Consider the following 16549-nt stretch of genomic DNA (forward strand, 5'->3'; position numbering starts at 1 on the left):
CATAACGGGGAGGCTTATCGCATGGCATTTGAAGGGTTGTCCGAACGGCTACAATCGGCCCTCGCCAAATTGCGTGGCAAGGGAAAGGTGAGCGAGGCGGATGTGAAAGTTGCGATGCGGGAAGTTCGATTGGCCCTCCTCGAAGCCGATGTCAACTACAAAGTGGTCAAAGACTTTGTGTCCAAGGTGCGGGAACGCGCCGTCGGACAGGAAGTGCTGAAAAGCCTCACACCCGGCCAGCAAGTGATCAAGGTTGTCAATGAGGAGCTTTCCAGCCTCATGGGCGGGACCCGGGAGAAACTGAATCTCACTTCGAAACCCTCAGTAATCCTGATGGTCGGGCTCCAGGGGGCGGGGAAGACCACCACCACCGGAAAGTTGGGTCGCCATCTCAAAAAGCAGAATCGCCATCCGCTCTTGGTGGCTGGTGACGTCTACCGTCCGGCGGCCATCCGGCAGCTGGAGGTTCTTGGAGACCAGGTGAAGCTGCCGGTTTTCTCCATGGGGGATCAGGAAAGCCCGGTCCGGATCGCCGCCGAAGGGGTGGCCAGAGCCAAGGAAGAGGGCCACGATACCGTCCTGATCGATACCGCCGGTCGTCTCCATATCGATGAGACGATGATGGATGAACTGAAGGCGATCAAGGAGAAGGTGCAACCCGACGAAATCCTGCTGGTGGTGGATGCGATGACCGGTCAGGATGCCGTCAACGTCGCGGACAGCTTCAACCGGGAACTGGGGCTGACTGGTGTGATTCTGACCAAGCTGGATGGAGACACCCGGGGCGGAGCCGCCCTATCGGTCAAATCGGTGACGGACTGTCCGGTGAAATTTGTCGGCATGGGGGAAAAAGTGGATGCACTGGAACCCTTCCACCCGGAGCGGATGGCTTCCCGCATCCTGGGCATGGGGGACGTCCTCACTCTCATCGAAAAAGCCCAAGCCTCCGTCGACGAGGAGAAGGCGAAGGATCTGGAGCGAAAATTGCGCACCCAGCAGTTCACCTTCGATGACTTCCTTGAACAGATGGAGCAGGTACGCAATATGGGTCCCTTGGATGAACTCCTGGGCATGATGCCTGGGATGGGACAGATGAAAAACATGAGGAACCTCCAAGTGGATGAAAAACAGCTCACCAAGGTGGAGGCGATCATCCGTTCGATGACCCGGGAGGAGAAACAGCATCCCGAGATCATCAACGCCGGCCGGCGTAGACGGATCGCCGTCGGCAGCGGGACCACGGTGCAGGATGTCAACCGGCTGATCAAGCAGTTTATGGACATGAAGAAGATGATGAAGAACCTTACCTCCATGTCCAAGGGAAAGAAAAAGAAAGGGTTCGGGAAGCTTAAATTTCCGTTCATGCCCTGAAGAGGAGGTGAAAGCAAAAATGGCAGTGAAGATCCGTCTGAAACGGATGGGAGCCAAAAAATCCCCGTTCTATCGTGTGGTGGTGGCCGATTCCCGTGCTCCCCGCGATGGTCGGTTCATCGAGGAAATCGGGTACTACAACCCGCTGACCCAACCGGCTCAGGTCAAGATTGACGAGGAGAAGGCGATGAAATGGCTGAACACGGGTGCCCAACCTTCCGATACAGTGAAAAACCTGTTCCGGAAAGAAGGCATTCTGAAAAAGTTGCACGACGCCAAAAACCAAAAGTAATCCCAGGCTGAAATCATCCGGCCCGAGGGGGAGTCAGATTGAAGGAACTGGTAGAGGTGATTGCCCGGGCGTTGGTGGACCACCCTGATGCCGTACGCGTCCGGGAAACAGAAGATCAAGACGGCCTCGTCCTACAGCTTTCCGTTGATCCGGAAGATATGGGCAAGGTGATCGGAAAACAAGGCCGTATCGCCAAGGCGATTCGCACGGTGGTCGGTGCCGCCGCCGTGCGAGAGCAGAGACGGGTCACGGTGAAGATCGTCTGATCGGAGTTTGAAAGGAGGGCGCTCCATGCAGACACCGGATCAGTTGACAGTGGGCCGGATCGCCGGTACCCACGGCATCCGGGGGGAGGTTCGGGTCCGTTCACGGACGGACTACCCGGAGCGTCGCTTTGCCCCCGGCACTCAGCTTCTCCTGGTTCATCCGAGTCTGGAGGAGAGGCGCCCCATCACAGTGGTCCGTGCCCGTCCGCACAAGGATTTCTGGTTGCTGCAGTTCAAGGAGTGGACGGACATCAATCAGGCGGAACCCTTCAAGGGCGCCCTGTTGAAGGTCAACCGGGAGGAAGCGGTGGAACCTGAGGAGGACGCTTTTTACCTACATGAAATCATCGGGTCCCGGGTCGTGACCACGGAAGGCGAACCTGTGGGGATCATCACCGAGATCCTGCAGCCCGGAGCCAACGATGTCTGGGTGATCCAAAAAGACGGCGGTGGGGAAATCCTCATCCCCTTTATCGATGATGTGGTTCGGAGAGTGGACCCCTCGGCCAAGCAGGTGATCATCCGGTGGATGGAAGGGTTGGAGTGATCGAGGTGACACGGCCTTGCGTTTCGATGTCTTGACACTGTTTCCGGAAATGTTCGAGGGTTTCTTTTCCTCCAGCGTGATCGGTCGGGCGATCGAGCAGGGGCTGGTGAAGGTTTCGGTTACAAACTTCCGTGATTACAGCAACAACAAGCACCGCACTGTTGACGACACCCCTTATGGCGGCGGCAGTGGGATGGTGTTGAAACCGGAGCCCCTGTTCCGGGCGGTGGAGGACCTGGTCCGGGATGCACCGATCCGGCCTCGGGTGCTGATGATGAGCCCCCAGGGATTTCCCTTCACCCAGCAAAAGGCGGAGGAGTTGGCCGGTCATGATCGTCTGATTCTCCTGTGCGGCCATTATGAGGGGTTTGATGAACGGATCCGGCAACATCTGGTGGATGAGGAGATCTCCATCGGCGATTACGTGCTGACCGGAGGCGAGTTGCCGGCGATGGTGCTGATGGATAGCGTGATCCGTTTGGTTCCTGGTGTTTTGGGCAACGATTCTTCGGCGGAAACGGATTCCTTTTCCATGGGGTTGCTGGAATATCCCCAGTATACCCGCCCCGCCGATTTTCAAGGGTGGAAGGTGCCGGATGTCTTGTTGTCGGGACACCATGCAGAGATTGATCACTGGCGCCGGCGCCAGTCCCTGATCCGCACTTGGGAGCGACGGCCGGACCTGCTGGAGACGGCGGAGTTAACCGAAGAAGATCAGCAATTCCTCAAAAAATTGAAAGAAGAAACCGGTGAAAGTTGACTCTCCACGGTGTTCATTGTTTTCAGTGAAACCATGTGCTAAAATGGTTTTTGTGCTTAAGTAAAGTTCGGAGGATATATAACACTGACGGGAAGGAGGGAAACCCATGAACCAGCTCGTACGCGAAATCGGCGATCAACAATTGCGTAAGGATATCCCCGAATTCCGTGCTGGTGACACGGTTCGGGTTCACGTAAAAGTTGTGGAAGGTCAACGGGAACGGATTCAGGTTTTTGAAGGTGTGGTGATTCAGCGGCGTGGAGGAGGAATCTCCGAGACGTTCACAGTCCGGAAGATCTCATATAACATCGGCGTTGAACGGACCTTCCCGTTGCACTCTCCACGGATCGACAAGATCGAGGTGACCCGTCGCGGTAGAGTGCGTCGCGCTAAGCTGTTTTATCTGCGCAAACTGCGTGGCAAAGCGGCTCGGATCAAGGAAATTCATTAATCAGTTGGGAGGGCTTGGGTATCCCAAGCCCTTTTATCAACATAATATATCTGAAATCTCCATATTCTTGTTGGTGTGATCGCGAGAGTCAGGAGGAGCCTCATGAGCGAGTTCATCTCCCGTTCCACCAGACACGGTCACAGTAAGCGGGGTTACGATGAAACCTGGGAATGGGTGCAGGCATTAGCGATCGCAGCTATCCTCGCCTTGGTGATCCGCTATCTGGTCTTTTCTCCCTTCAGCGTTTCCGGACCTTCCATGCTGTCCACTCTGCATGATGGGGATCTGGTGATCGTCAACAAAGTAATCTACCACTTTCGGGACCCCAAACCGGGCGAAGTGGTCGTTTTCCATGCCACAAAAAACAAAGATTACATCAAAAGGGTGATAGCGCTTCCGGGTCAGACTGTTTCCGCCCAAAATAATATGGTTCGGGTGAACGGGAAGAGTATTGAGGAACCGTACATAGATGAGGGGAACCGAACGGCGGACTTTGAACCTGTAACAGTCCCCAAAGGACATGTTTTTGTGATGGGAGACAACCGGATGAACAGCAGTGACAGCCGCAGCCCGGAGCTGGGGCCGATTCCTATCGATTCGATTGTGGGACGGGCAGACCTCGTGTTTTGGCCCGCAAGTGACTTTTCCTTTCTTTGGTGAAAAGGTGATTCCAAGATGACAATCCAATGGTTTCCGGGACATATGGCCAAAGCCCGCCGGCAAGTGGAGGAAAAACTGAAGCAGGTGGATCTGGTCTTCGAATTGCTGGATGCCCGCTTACCTTTGTCCAGCCGTAATCCGATGATCGAGGATCTGATCCGGGAAAAATCCCGTCTCATCCTCCTCACTAAAAGTGATCTGGCGGATCGGGAGGCCACCCGGCTCTGGGCCGGGTTTTTCCGTTCAGATAAAGTGCGGGCACAGCCGGTGGATATCTTGTCCGGTACAGGGATCAAACAGATCGGTCCCATCAGCCGGGAATTGGTGAAGGAGAAACTCGCCTCCCAAACCCGCAAAGGAATCCAACGTCACCGGATTCGGATCATGGTGGTGGGTGTGCCCAATGTGGGCAAATCGGCCCTGATCAACCGCCTTGCCGGACGGAGCACGGCAAAAACCGGGGACCGGCCGGGCGTGACCCGAACTCAACAGTGGATCAAGCTGGGAAACGGAATGGAACTTCTGGATACGCCTGGGATCCTTTGGCCTAAATTTGACGACCCCAAAGTGGGCCTGCGACTGGCGGCAAGCGGAGCGATCAAAGAAGAGATTCTCCCCGTGGAAGAAATCGGTCTCTACCTGTTAAATTACATAGCGAAACGCTATCCTGATCTCATCCGGGATCGATATCGGGTGAACCCCGGGAAGGAGCGGGAAGCACGTCTCTTGCTGGAAGAGGTGGGGAGACGCCGAGGATGCATGAAGAAGGGCGGGGAAATTGATTTGGAAAAGGCGGCGGAAGTGGTGTTGCGTGACTACCGCTCCGGTCGCCTGGGCAGGATCTCCTTGGAATTTCCCACGGATTGGGAGGAAGAAACCGATGAGCGTGAAGGGAACGATCCGTGAGATCAAGATCCGTCTGGAGCAGGATAAAGACGTATCCCCTTCTTTCCTGGAAGCGCTCCAGACGGATTCCCGGGCCGGCGTCCGCAAGCTGGCTGTCTCTTACATAAAAAAGCAGGAAGCCCGCCGGCGGGAAAAGGAACGGATTGACAAAATGTGGCGACTGGAACGCACGTACCGCCGTCAAGGCTATCAGGCGATCGCCGGCGTGGATGAAGCAGGTCGCGGTCCGCTGGCCGGACCGGTGGTGGCGGCGGCGGTGATCCTGCCTTTGGAATTTGATGCAACAGGGTTGAACGATTCCAAAAAATTATCCCCTGAAGAACGGGAGTCCCTACGGGTAAGAATTGAACGGGATGCGGTGGCTATCGGTATCGGGGTGGCCGATCATCGATACATCGATGATCACAATATCCTTCAGGCCACTTACGAAGCGATGCGCCGTGCTGTGGCGGATCTATCACCGGCAGCGGATTGTCTTCTGTTGGATGCAGTGGAGGTTCCGGGGCTTCTTCTTCCCCAGCATCCCATCGTCAAAGGGGATGCACTCAGTCATTCCATCGCCGCTGCTTCTGTCATCGCCAAAACCGTCCGGGATCGATGGATGATTGCGGCAGGGAAAAAATACCCCCAGTACGGATTTGAAAAAAACATGGGATATGGAACACCGGATCATTTGGCTGCGCTGGAACGTTGGGGAGCCTGTCCCATCCACCGGAAAAGTTTTGCACCGGTAAGGGAACGGGATGAAAAAAGTAACCTCGCCTGAGAGATGGCGGGGATTTTTTGTGGCTATTCGTGGAAATAGAAGGAATTATGTATTATGATGGATTTAAAAGAAAATTGAGGGAGGGAGGATTTTGTGAGCAGAGACCGGCGCAGGGAAACCGGTCGGATCGGTGAAGCCTTGGCTGCCCGCTATCTTGAAAATAAAGGGTACAACATCTTAGAAACCAATTGGCGCAACCGGTATGGAGAACTGGATCTGATTGCAGAGCGGGCAGGGGAGTTGGTGATTGTTGAGGTTCGGACCACCCGTGGGCGGCAATATGGTTATGGTTTTCAATCCATCGGTCGCAGAAAACAACAACAAGTTCGCAAACTGGCACTGGCCTACTTGCAATCACGACAACCACAGATGGCCTCATTTCGGATCGATGTGATCTCCGTACTCCTGTCTCCCTCCGGTGTTCCCCTGCGCTTTGACCATTTGGAAGGGGCTTTTTGAACCTTTCTCCCACGGAAAAAATCCGGTGAATTCTCACCGGATTTCAACAGAGAGTCAAACAGCTTCCATGTGGCTGTTTAAAAGCTCTTGGTAGAGCTCATCTCCCCCGATATGCACACGTAGTGAGATTTGATCTTTACCGGCGCTCTGCCATTGGCATAGCTGGTGAAATACAAGATAGATACATTTTTTCACTTCCGCATGGGGATACCGCTTCAAATCGACAAAAAAGCTGTAAAGGTCGGGTTCATCCACTGTATGGGAGACCACCTTCATCGCTTCAAAGGTTTTCACCAAACCTTCACAAAGATAGGGAATCCATTCCGGTCGGTTGTTTCGTCCATTTTCATCTAGATAATGGATGGTGAAACCCATCATGGGATAGCGATGGATATCCGCTTCCGTGTAGTGGGTGTCTGTGTCGTTTTTGAGGTCATACAGGAAAAACTCCAGATGGTACCGGCGAGAGGATGGACTCTCCGTTTTCCGGTTGCTGATTTGGCTGTTTTGTCGCAACTTTTCATTCTCTTTTTTTAAATGCTCCAGTTCTTTATGTAAATCCTCTTTCGTATCGGAGTGGTTCGGCTCCGGAGTGAAGTCGAACAGCTCTTTAAGTTTCGAGAACATCCCAACTCTCCCCTTTTGAGCCTGATTATCACCATTATATCGAAAGGTATTATGGAGAAAAAGGAGGGAAGTCAAGGAGGCGGCGGGAGGGCTCTTTCCCGGCAACTTCTCAGCCGGAGGTCTGTCTTCCTACCAATAAAATCAAAAAAGGAATACCTAGCAGGAGTCGAAAAATAATCGGCATTGGGGGTTGGAGGAAGGAGCAGGGCGAGGAGAGAGCACGCTGAGGTGGAGCACTGCGGGGGAAGGCGGACACGTTGTCCCGTAAGGGCTGACAAATGCGGGTGAGGAATTGAAGATGAGGGGAACGCCTGGTGAAAGGGGGCAATGAGGCTGACGAGTATCTGTTTCATTACGTTCTTGGAGGCTGGGAATGGGATTCACATCCCGAAAGGAGACCTTGTCAGCTCAGATAACCAGGTATTCGGATTTTTTACAAAAGCGGGAGGAAGTTATGTACGCTAAATTGTACAGCAGTTCCGTATTGGGGATTGATGGGTATATTGTGGAAGTGGAGGTGGATATCAGCAACGGGTTGCCGGTGTTCGATCTGGTGGGCTTGCCCGACTCCGCGGTACGGGAATCCCGGGAGCGGGTTCGCGCCGCTGTCAAGAACAGTGACTGTCAATTCCCTTTGCAACGGATCACGACCAATCTGGCCCCGGCGGATCTGAAGAAGGAGGGAAGCAGCTTTGATCTGGCGATTGCTGTGGGAGTGTTGATCGCCAGTGGTCAAGTGTCTGGAGAGGGGATGGCAAAGACCCTGTTGATCGGGGAGCTGGCTCTGGATGGGATGCTGCGCCCCCTGGCCGGAGTTTTATCCATGGTGATCGCCGGAGTGGAAGGAGGCTTCAATCGGGTGATTTTGCCTGTTTCCAATGCAGCGGAAGCCAGGTTGGTGGACGGGATGGAAGTGATTCCGGTCTCATCACTGCAGGAGACAGTGGCTTTTTTGCGGGGAGAATGGCAACCGGAGCGAACCGGAGATGACGTACCTGCCGGCACCGAGGTGGAGCCTCCATTGGATGATTTTTCCGATGTGCGGGGACAAGCCCATGTGAAACGGGCGATGGAGGTGGCCGCTGCGGGAATGCACAATCTCCTTTTCATCGGTCCTCCAGGTTCCGGAAAAACCATGTTGGCCCGAAGGCTCCCCTCCATCCTGCCGGAGATGACGATTGAGGAGTCCCTGGAAGTGACCAAGGTAATGAGCATCGCCGGGCACCTGGCCCGGCGGGGGAGGCTGGTGACACGCCGTCCCTTCCGCTCTCCCCATCATACCATCTCCCAGGCGGGTCTGATCGGCGGAGGTTCAACTCCGAAGCCCGGGGAAGTCAGCCTCTCCCATCGGGGGGTTCTTTTCCTGGATGAGATGCCCGAGTTTTCCAAAAGTGTCTTGGAAGTGTTGCGTCAACCCTTGGAAGACCGGGAAGTGACTGTGGCCCGAGCCCGGGCGGTGTTGACGTTCCCGGCGGAATTTATGCTGGTCGGCTCCATGAATCCCTGTCCCTGCGGTTACTTCGGGTATGAGGAAGACCGGGCCTGCACCTGTACCCACCAGCAGGTCCGCCGCTACCGGTCCAAGCTGTCCGGTCCTCTCTTGGATCGGATCGACATCCATGTGGAAGTGCCCCGGGTGGATTATCAAACTCTCTCCTCCACCCAACAAGGGGAATCGTCCGCCACCATCCGGGAACGGGTCGCCCGTGCCCATGCCATCCAGGCAGAACGTTACAAGGGAACTGGGATCCTCCACAATTCCGTAATGTCCGCCTCCTTGATTCGCAACCATTGCCCATTGGATTCGGAGTCCCGGGATCTGTTGAAACAATCCTTTGACACTTTGGGTCTCTCTGCCCGCGCTCACGATCGCATACTCAAACTGGCTCGCACCATCGCCGATCTGGCAGGAAAAGAGAGGATCGACGCCAGTCACGTCGCCGAAGCGATCCAGTACCGGACCTTGGACCGGAAGTGGTGGGAGTGAGGGGGGGAGCTGTGATTGATAACCTCTTTCTTTTATAGGAAGTTTTAGAAAAGCTGGTGAGAAGTCAGTTAAATGATTGGAAGTCATGTGAATCAATTTTTTAGGGGTTTATACTTGAAAAACACCCCTGCTCGGCGGGGATAGGCTCCATAAACCGTCGTAAAGGTCACACGTTGGGGGAAAAAACGCTTGAACCTGTATTTAAGCGTTGGGAGGGGTATAGATAATGGATATAAAAAATGAACTGGAACAGCGATTTAGAAGGTATCCTAAATTTAACGGGAGGTAATAAAGCGTGGATTCAAAAACAGTTCATGACATAGAAAAACGGGAAGAAGAAAGGATCCGAAAGGTCATCCGGGAAGAAAACGCTGCTTTATTATCAGCGTTAATTCAATCATTTCAACAAGTGATCGAGGAGCTTCATCAAAAACAATCAGAAGGAAAGTCAGTGGAGAAAGAAGAGATCAAGCCGGAAAATAGAGAAAAAACTGTTGTTTCCTTGTATGAACAAGACATTTACATGGATTTAAGAAAGATGAAGGGGGTTCGCAAGCAAACGATCGAATTGGCCAAGATCATAGCAGAAAGCTTACGAAGACGGGGTCCATTGAAGTTAAAGGAGATAAAAATGGAATTGCAGAAATATGGTAAGGATTTGGGGAGTAACTCCACGACCCGGATGAAATCGATTATGAAAATCTGCCCAGGGATCAAAAAAGCGGGTCATGGTCGCTATGTCTACGAAAATTGAGAAACAGCAACCTCTGTGCTGTGTAATGCAGTCTATACAGCGGAAATCGGGTAAACACTTAACGAAGACAAGCGGTGGAAGTCCCCTTGTCCGTTCCCGGATGGACGCTGCCCGGGGTGATGTCTATCGGTGGGAAAGCGATCAACGGTATGGAGGCCAGGACTTTGCAAAAACCGGGGAGAATCACGAACAATCAGTCTAGACCGAAGATGTGGGCTTCTGCCATCCGTTTCCGGATATTTATCTTTTCCTGCGACTTTTGAGGAAGAAAGGGTCAATTTTCTCTGGGTGACAAGAAAAAGAAGGAAGTCCCCGTTTTTTATATCCGCTGGAACCGGAGTTCATGATCAGGTCCACCTTGCGAAAATGATGGGAGGTCCATAACTGGATTCCGGTCCGTCAGTTGGAATTGATGTCTGAGTTGGGGAAGGAGAGCACGGGCCCCGTCTTCCTCTCTTTCTTACCTGGGAACCCTGTCGGAAAGATCTGATGATTCAGGGACAGTGTAAACAGGTGATGTTCTTAAGGAAGAACGGAGGATCCTTCTATTTAAATGTTTTCCGGGGTGGGTCGCCGGTCGCTTTGCCAAGAAGATCAGCTATCTGATCGGGAACCTCGAGGGGGAGCATGTGCCCGGCTCCCTCCACCCAGACGAGTTCAGCTCCCAGGCGGTTGGCCAGTTCGCGCCCACGGCTGGGCGGCGTCAAAAAATCCCGGGTGCCGTGAACCACAGTGACCGGAACGTCGGTCCACTTCAGGTCACGCAAGTCCATCACTTGCATCGCAGCAAGGATCGCGCTTCGCACATTGGATTCGCAGGTGACAAAGTGGTCCCGTGTGTTTACAATATCCTCCTTCCGTGCCTTTCGGCCCAGAGCACCGCGGACAAGGAGATGACCGAGTCGGCGTCGCATCACCCATTCCAGCGGGGCGCTTCCGATCACAGATGTTATCAGTTCGCGGAGCCGGTTTATTCCGATCCCGTATGCGGCAGTCGCTACGAGAAACACCTCGCGTACATGCTTGTGAATACAATCCGGATGATGAAGAGCCATTGCCTGGATGGCCATCCCTCCCAAGGAATGACCTGCCACAGTCGCATCTTTGGCTTCGATTGACTGAAGAAGGAATGCCAGATCCGCACCGATCCGTTGAATGGTCAAACCTTCGGAACCGATTGTCGAGGCGCCGTGTCCCCGCTGGTCATATGACAAGACGCGGTGTCCCCTTTCGACGAGACGTTTTGCAACCGGGGCCCATATGGCATGGCTGCCCGTCCAGCAATGGGAAAGTACGACGAGTGGTCCTTCACCGGTTAACTCGGCTGTCAAGACAGCACCATCATCGGCGGTTATGGACAGATGCTCCTGAAAAGGAGTATCTTCTGCCGGTGCTTTCACACTCACGTTGTGATCATCCGGGGGAAACATCGATTCCATCATGCCGTCGGAAAGGAGTATCTCCTGGAAAGATGTCATCGCCTTACACCTCCAACACTAGAGATTTGACGTGATGCCGAGTCATAGTTCCCAGGATCGGATCACCGTGTCCGCATTTGGAATTTTCACCTGAAGTCGGGCCGGAGAGTCGTGCTGCCAGCTCGCATATCCCCCTGTATTCCAGAAGGTGCGGTTCATACGGGACTGGATCCTTTTATTATATGTCTCGAAGAGCTCACGCCGGATCTCGGGGCGATCTATGTTCTCTTTTTTTCATCCAGTTTAGCGCATTCAGAATGTAGGTGTCTGGGATTCATTCATAAAATGTGTGAAGTATGGCCAATCCCGGTGTTGGATCCGGATAAAATTCAGGCAAGGTGGTTCCCGATTCCTGAGAAACCCTTGCAGATGATCGCCACTTGAAAATGTTTTGATTCCCGCTGTCATAGTGATTCCACCTCAGACTGATTTTTTCCTTTCTGTTTTCTGTTTTGGCTACTATACTCACAAAAAAACCCGGTTTGCCGGGGTGAATAATTGTCATGTCGGAGGATGAGAAACTATTCCTCCTTGAGGGTGTTTTTTGGGAGGGTACAGTCGACATCTTATAACCGCCCGTCCACTGTTGTAACCGGGTTAAACGCTCAGATTGATCCGTGCAAAAAAGCGGGTAAGCCAGTTTCGGATTAAAAACAAAAAAAGAACGGAGATGGTACAACAAGGGCGTGTCTAGCAGTTCCAAGTTTCTGAGGAAGACGGTCACACCCGGTCCGTCCCTGGGGACATCTTAAGCGATAGATGCCCCTTTTTGCCGGGGGACGCTGCTTGCTGCCTTCTTTTGAACGATCAGCAAGCGTACCAAGAAGCCGAGGGAAGCGCAGGTCAGGCCGATGGTGATACCCAGCCAGAAACCGAATGGGCCCAAGGTTGTAAAGGAAGCCAGCCCGTAACCGACGGGAATTCCAATTCCCCAATAGGAGATGAGTGCCGTGATAAATGGAACCGTGACATCCTTATAGCCGCGAAGCACCCCCTGAAGGGATGCCTGGGCGGCATCCGAAAGCTGATAGAAAATGGCGAATACTAAAAACTGTTTCACCCATGTGATCACTTCCGGATTGTTAGTATAAAAGCCGGCGATCCACCCGCGGAAGAAATAAAGGAAAACAGAGGCGACAGCGATTAGGCCCACTGCGGAGAACACGCCAAAGCGACTGTATTGTTTTGCATCCGATAACCTCTTTGCACCCACCTCAAAACCGACCACAATCGTTAAAGCCATCGAAATGCTTAAGGGGATCATGAAAAGGAGCGATGTAAAATTGATGGCGGCCTGGTGCGCGGCAACTGTCACTGTATTGAACATCACACCCACCATCAGAGTGACCACAGCAAAAATACTTGCCTCAAAAAATACGGAAAGCCCCATGGGGACACCGATGGCCAGCTGTTCCTTCCAGGCTTTCACAGAGGGAGCAAACCAATGGACAAACAGGGCATACTTACGCATCACTTCGACCTTAAAGGTGATCACTACGCTGATGATGAAGATGAACCAGTAAGTGATCCCGCTTGCGTATCCGGAACCAATCCCCCCCAATTGCGGAAAACCTAACTTTCCGAAAACCAGCATATAGTTCAGCGCAATGTTAAAGGGAACCGCCACTAACATAATCGTCATCATGATCCGGGTATGTCCTTGGGCATCAAAAAAATAGCGAAGCACATTTGCTGCGAACAATGGGAGGATGCCGACTGACAGTCCGATCAGATAATGCTTTGCAATGTGCTGTACCGCGGGATCCAGATTCATCAATGAAAGCAGTGGTTCAAGAAACAGGATCCCGGAAAGAACAACAGTCACAGTGAGCAGGACAGATAGATACAGGGCTTGTGTCACTGCTCCTGAAATTTTGTGATGTTGGCCGCCGCCGACCCATTGGGAAACAATCGGTGTGACTGCCATCAGAATTCCGTTGATGCCGGTAAATATGGGCATCCAGAGACTGGCTCCAATCGCCACGCCGGCAAGATCATCCGTTCCGGCTTGGCCGGACATCATCGTGTTAAACAGGCTCATGGAATATAAACCGATTTGTGTAATCAAAACGGGCCATAAGATCTTAAAAAACAGAGCGATTTTTTCTCTCATCGTTTGGGTCTGATGCATCGTACACCCTCCTTTGCCAAAAAGTCATCTGAGGACAAGGCTGTTGGTCAACCTGGAAATGGACGTTGAAAAGGGAGTCGTTAATTGTCGTACCGAGATCTGAGCGAAGCGACCCAAAGCGAGACCTAATGGATGAAACGGTCACGCGGTATAATGGGATCTCCACACTTGAAATACGTTAATCAACTGCTTTGACTCGGGGAGTTATATTTTATTTAAAAAGAAGTAACCCGCCTCCCTGCAAAGGTTCGCGGGTTACTTCTCGCGTACGGTAGTGGCCGTTTGCGACAAGGGTGCAGGCCAAACCGGCAGTGATGTCCCCACCGCTGTTACCTTCAGAATATCACAGATACAGGTTCTCAGTCCAGTCCGCGACCGGAGTGACGGATTGAAGGGGGAGCGGGTTTGTACCTTCAGCAGGTGCCGGTTTTCAGGAGAGGGCTTGTTCGTCGGGACTGATTCATTACACCTTTTTTTACATTGAATAATAAACAGAGAATAGAATACGAGGAAAGGGGATCATCATGTCAGGGATCCACAGGTTGAGAAAAATCATTCGGCACACCGGTTTACATCATGAACTGGCCCATCGTCCCCCGGGAAAGCGTTCTGTTGCCGTTGCCAAAAAAGGGAGATCCCTCCAACGCTGTCACGGGACCCGTCGTTCCACCTGTCTGTGGAAGGGAAAAGAGCTTTACAAGAAAGCCAGATAAAGTAAGTCCACACTTAAAACCTCCGGAGCATCCCCGTGCGGGATGCTCCAATTCTTTGCAAAGAGACGTCCATATCGGCTACGGCAAAATCATTGGATACATAAGACCATTGGGATATTTCGGGGATGGCTGCTCACTGGGACGGGTTGCGGAAATGATGACTCTTCTGGATATGCGAAAACAATATCATCATCGGTTGTACACTGTCCAGGGGTGGTTGCACTGCTGGCCGGTTATTTTCCCGGTAAACGAGCCTCGTGTCCATTCGGCGATCCCGGGAAGCCCAGCAAATTTGTGCCGCTTCTCATGAATTGCGCACACCCTTGACCGTCATTCACAGTGAAGTTGACAGCCGAAACAGGGCGTTGAGTGTTTTTCCTGGAGTCCCATCCGACTTTGGAGTTATCGGATATGGTCCGAGGCCCCCGCTGACAAGAGCGGGGACCTCGGTTCATCCTTCCTGCAGGATGATCGTCGTGGTTTGTTTTTTCCCGTTTCGGTAATAAGTTACCTTCATTCGGTCACCGATCTTTTTTTCTTTCTGCAGATAAGATTGAAGATCGGATCCGTTCGTTACCTTTTGCTCATCCAGGGAGACAATCACATCCAGTCGGCTGAGTCCGGCCTTGGAGGCGGCACTGCCGGCGGCGATATCCAGAATAACAACCCCATCTGTGACGGAAGCGGGAAGGTGCAATGTCGCTTGTTTGTCTATTGCAGTGATCGTGTCCAAGTCTTTCAGAGCGATTCCCATGAAAGGTCGTTTTACTTTGCCATACCGGATCAGCTGATCGATAATCGGCTTGGCTTCGTTCACCGGAATGGCAAATCCCAGACCTTCCACTCCCTCTTTTGAGATTTTCATACTGTTGATCCCGATCACCTGACCGACTGTATTGATCAACGCTCCACCACTGTTCCCGGGATTGATTGCGGCATCGGTTTGGATCACCTCCATGGACAGGTTCCCGGAGACGGTGATCTTGCGGTGGGGTGAACTGATCACTCCGGCGGTGACTGACTGGGAGAACTCCATTCCGAGGGGGTTTCCGATGGCAATAGCGGGTTCTCCCGCTTTGATGGTGTCAGAGTTTCCAAACGGGGCGACGGATGTGACTTTCTCATCCGGTATTTCCAGGACGGCCAGGTCGGCGCTCTCATCACTGCCCAATACTTTGCCCCTCACCTTTTTTTCGGACTTCCCGTCATTCACAACAACGACAACTTCATCAGAACCGGCAACCACGTGGTGATTGGTGACCACCCGGGCTCTTTCCTCTTTTTTTTCAAAGATGATCCCGGATCCGGTTCCCTGTTCTTCTGTTTGCAAACCAAAGGGATCATCACTTTTCTTGCGGTTCACAATCCCGACCACGGCGGGCTGAACTTTTTTCACTCCTTCGGTGATGTTACTGTTTACATCGACACTCACCTTCTGTACGGGCACAGCTCCCTCATCGGTGGAGGAGTCGGATCCAACGGAGGGAGCCGGGGAAAAGAGAGTGGTCTGGGTGAACAGGAGGGAGAGTGAGAGTGTCAATACCAAAACTCCGCTGACCAAGCCTGAAATCAATCCGGTAAGTAAATGGGAAGCACGTTTGCGGGTGTGATCTGATCGGTCGTAAAATCCCATGTTATACAACCTCCTCGGTGTTCATAATGTTACATTTGACAGATATTATTATGGAGAATGAAGCTTGGGATTTTCTTAAGATCCCGGTTGCCAAGGGCATGACCCCGTTGAAGCTGATGAGAGCGAAAAATGCTCCCAATCGGAATTGCACTGTCAGTATGCCGGAAAATTGGGAATTTCAAAGGAAGAACTGGAGGCGGCGCAGCCAGCTCCGACGACATTGGCATATTCCCATTACATGTTGGCTGTCGCCCACAGTGGATCGATCGCACATTTGTTGGCGGCACTCCTCCCTTGTTTATGGAGTTATTGGGAGATTGGAAAGGAGTTAAGTCGAATTCCGGGGTCGACGGAGCACCCGTTCTACGGAATTTGGGTGAAGATGTATTCATCGGAGGATTTCGGTCAACTGGCTCGCTGGGCCATTGATCTGATGAATCAGGAGGCTGTGGGGAAAAATGAAGCGGAACTGGCCCACCTGGAAGAGATCTTTCTCAATACAAGCCGGTTTGAATACATGTTCTGGGAGATGGCGGATCTGAAACAGATGTGGCCCTTGAATGCGTAAATCGTTGATGAACGGGTAAGTGGGATCCGGAAAGTGCTTTTTTCACTCCTTCTTTCTTTGTCACCCGGTATTTATCTGAAAAATGGTTGATCCACACACCTGATTTCCCCCAAAAAATGAAACCCTAAGGATCGGTAACAACCTCACTCTTTTGATAAAAGGTGAGGTTTTTTCGTTTTA

17 protein-coding genes and 1 pseudogene are annotated in these 16549 nt (G+C 52.4%); 14 read left to right on the forward strand and 4 right to left on the reverse strand.

Going from position 1 to position 16549, the window contains the following annotated elements:
- Nucleotides 1-21 precede the first annotated feature (21 nt).
- The 10 genes from ffh (at nucleotide 22) to IEV46_RS01430 (ending at nucleotide 6478) form a co-directional block, all read left to right on the forward strand.
- Nucleotides 22-1371, forward strand: coding sequence for a signal recognition particle protein (gene ffh / locus IEV46_RS01385; protein WP_188429021.1), 1350 nt, complete (start codon nucleotides 22-24; stop codon nucleotides 1369-1371).
- Nucleotides 1372-1390: 19 nt separating this feature from the next.
- Nucleotides 1391-1663: a 30S ribosomal protein S16 gene (rpsP, locus tag IEV46_RS01390; RefSeq protein ID WP_188429023.1), complete on the forward strand. Its 273-nt coding sequence runs from the start codon at nucleotides 1391-1393 to the stop codon at nucleotides 1661-1663.
- Between the two features lie 38 nt (nucleotides 1664-1701).
- Entirely contained in the window at nucleotides 1702-1929 is a 228-nt protein-coding gene (locus IEV46_RS01395; RefSeq protein WP_188429025.1) for a KH domain-containing protein, read from the forward strand.
- A gap of 25 nt (nucleotides 1930-1954) precedes the next feature.
- The gene (rimM, locus tag IEV46_RS01400; RefSeq protein ID WP_188429027.1) at nucleotides 1955-2476 is read left to right on the forward strand and encodes a ribosome maturation factor RimM; all 522 of its coding nucleotides are present in this window, start codon (nucleotides 1955-1957) and stop codon (nucleotides 2474-2476) included.
- 16 nt (nucleotides 2477-2492) lie between these two features.
- Nucleotides 2493-3236: a tRNA (guanosine(37)-N1)-methyltransferase TrmD gene (trmD, locus tag IEV46_RS01405; protein ID WP_188429029.1), complete on the forward strand. Its 744-nt coding sequence runs from the start codon at nucleotides 2493-2495 to the stop codon at nucleotides 3234-3236.
- Nucleotides 3237-3342: 106 nt separating this feature from the next.
- Complete coding sequence (gene rplS, locus IEV46_RS01410) at nucleotides 3343-3687, forward strand: 50S ribosomal protein L19 (RefSeq protein ID WP_188429031.1); 345 nt, start codon at nucleotides 3343-3345, stop codon at nucleotides 3685-3687.
- Between the two features lie 102 nt (nucleotides 3688-3789).
- Nucleotides 3790-4347: a signal peptidase I gene (gene lepB / locus IEV46_RS01415; RefSeq protein WP_188429033.1), complete on the forward strand. Its 558-nt coding sequence runs from the start codon at nucleotides 3790-3792 to the stop codon at nucleotides 4345-4347.
- A gap of 15 nt (nucleotides 4348-4362) precedes the next feature.
- The gene (gene ylqF, locus IEV46_RS01420) at nucleotides 4363-5253 is read left to right on the forward strand and encodes a ribosome biogenesis GTPase YlqF (protein ID WP_188429035.1); all 891 of its coding nucleotides are present in this window, start codon (nucleotides 4363-4365) and stop codon (nucleotides 5251-5253) included.
- Complete coding sequence (gene rnhB / locus IEV46_RS01425) at nucleotides 5228-6019, forward strand: ribonuclease HII (RefSeq protein WP_188429037.1); 792 nt, start codon at nucleotides 5228-5230, stop codon at nucleotides 6017-6019. The genes ylqF and rnhB overlap by 26 nt, the downstream gene beginning before the upstream one ends.
- Before the next feature lie 93 nt (nucleotides 6020-6112).
- Entirely contained in the window at nucleotides 6113-6478 is a 366-nt protein-coding gene (locus IEV46_RS01430) for a YraN family protein (protein WP_188429039.1), read from the forward strand.
- A 54-nt stretch (nucleotides 6479-6532) separates the two neighbouring features.
- Here the strand turns inward: IEV46_RS01430 and IEV46_RS01435 are convergent, their stop codons facing one another.
- Complete coding sequence (locus IEV46_RS01435; RefSeq protein WP_188429041.1) at nucleotides 6533-7105, reverse strand: hypothetical protein; 573 nt, start codon at nucleotides 7103-7105, stop codon at nucleotides 6533-6535.
- Between the two features lie 454 nt (nucleotides 7106-7559).
- On the opposite strand from IEV46_RS01435, the gene IEV46_RS01440 reads away from it, so the two are divergent.
- Nucleotides 7560-9092 carry a YifB family Mg chelatase-like AAA ATPase gene (locus tag IEV46_RS01440; RefSeq protein ID WP_188429043.1) on the forward strand — a complete coding sequence of 511 codons (1533 nt, stop codon included), beginning with the start codon at nucleotides 7560-7562 and terminating at the stop codon, nucleotides 9090-9092.
- A gap of 295 nt (nucleotides 9093-9387) precedes the next feature.
- A complete protein-coding gene (locus IEV46_RS01445; RefSeq protein ID WP_188429045.1) occupies nucleotides 9388-9846 on the forward strand; it encodes a Rok-like winged helix domain-containing protein in 459 nt (152 codons plus the stop codon).
- Between the two features lie 545 nt (nucleotides 9847-10391).
- Here IEV46_RS01445 and IEV46_RS01450 read toward each other — a convergent pair.
- Complete coding sequence (locus IEV46_RS01450) at nucleotides 10392-11324, reverse strand: alpha/beta fold hydrolase (RefSeq protein WP_188429047.1); 933 nt, start codon at nucleotides 11322-11324, stop codon at nucleotides 10392-10394.
- Between the two features lie 748 nt (nucleotides 11325-12072).
- Nucleotides 12073-13455: an MATE family efflux transporter gene (locus IEV46_RS01455; protein ID WP_188429049.1), complete on the reverse strand. Its 1383-nt coding sequence runs from the start codon at nucleotides 13453-13455 to the stop codon at nucleotides 12073-12075.
- Nucleotides 13456-13979: 524 nt separating this feature from the next.
- Between IEV46_RS01455 and IEV46_RS01460 the strand changes: the two genes are divergently transcribed.
- Nucleotides 13980-14168: a hypothetical protein gene (locus IEV46_RS01460; protein ID WP_188429051.1), complete on the forward strand. Its 189-nt coding sequence runs from the start codon at nucleotides 13980-13982 to the stop codon at nucleotides 14166-14168.
- A 451-nt stretch (nucleotides 14169-14619) separates the two neighbouring features.
- Here IEV46_RS01460 and IEV46_RS01465 read toward each other — a convergent pair whose 3' ends face one another.
- Entirely contained in the window at nucleotides 14620-15801 is a 1182-nt protein-coding gene (locus tag IEV46_RS01465) for a S1C family serine protease (RefSeq protein ID WP_188429053.1), read from the reverse strand.
- Nucleotides 15802-15937: 136 nt separating this feature from the next.
- Between IEV46_RS01465 and IEV46_RS01470 the strand changes: the two are divergent.
- Nucleotides 15938-16369 (forward strand): annotated as a pseudogene (locus IEV46_RS01470) (thiaminase II/PqqC family protein); the annotation flags it as partial.
- Nucleotides 16370-16549: the final 180 nt, after the last annotated feature.

The organism is Kroppenstedtia guangzhouensis (assembly GCF_014637345.1).
In the GTDB taxonomy this organism is placed as follows: domain Bacteria; phylum Bacillota; class Bacilli; order Thermoactinomycetales; family DSM-45169; genus Kroppenstedtia; species Kroppenstedtia guangzhouensis.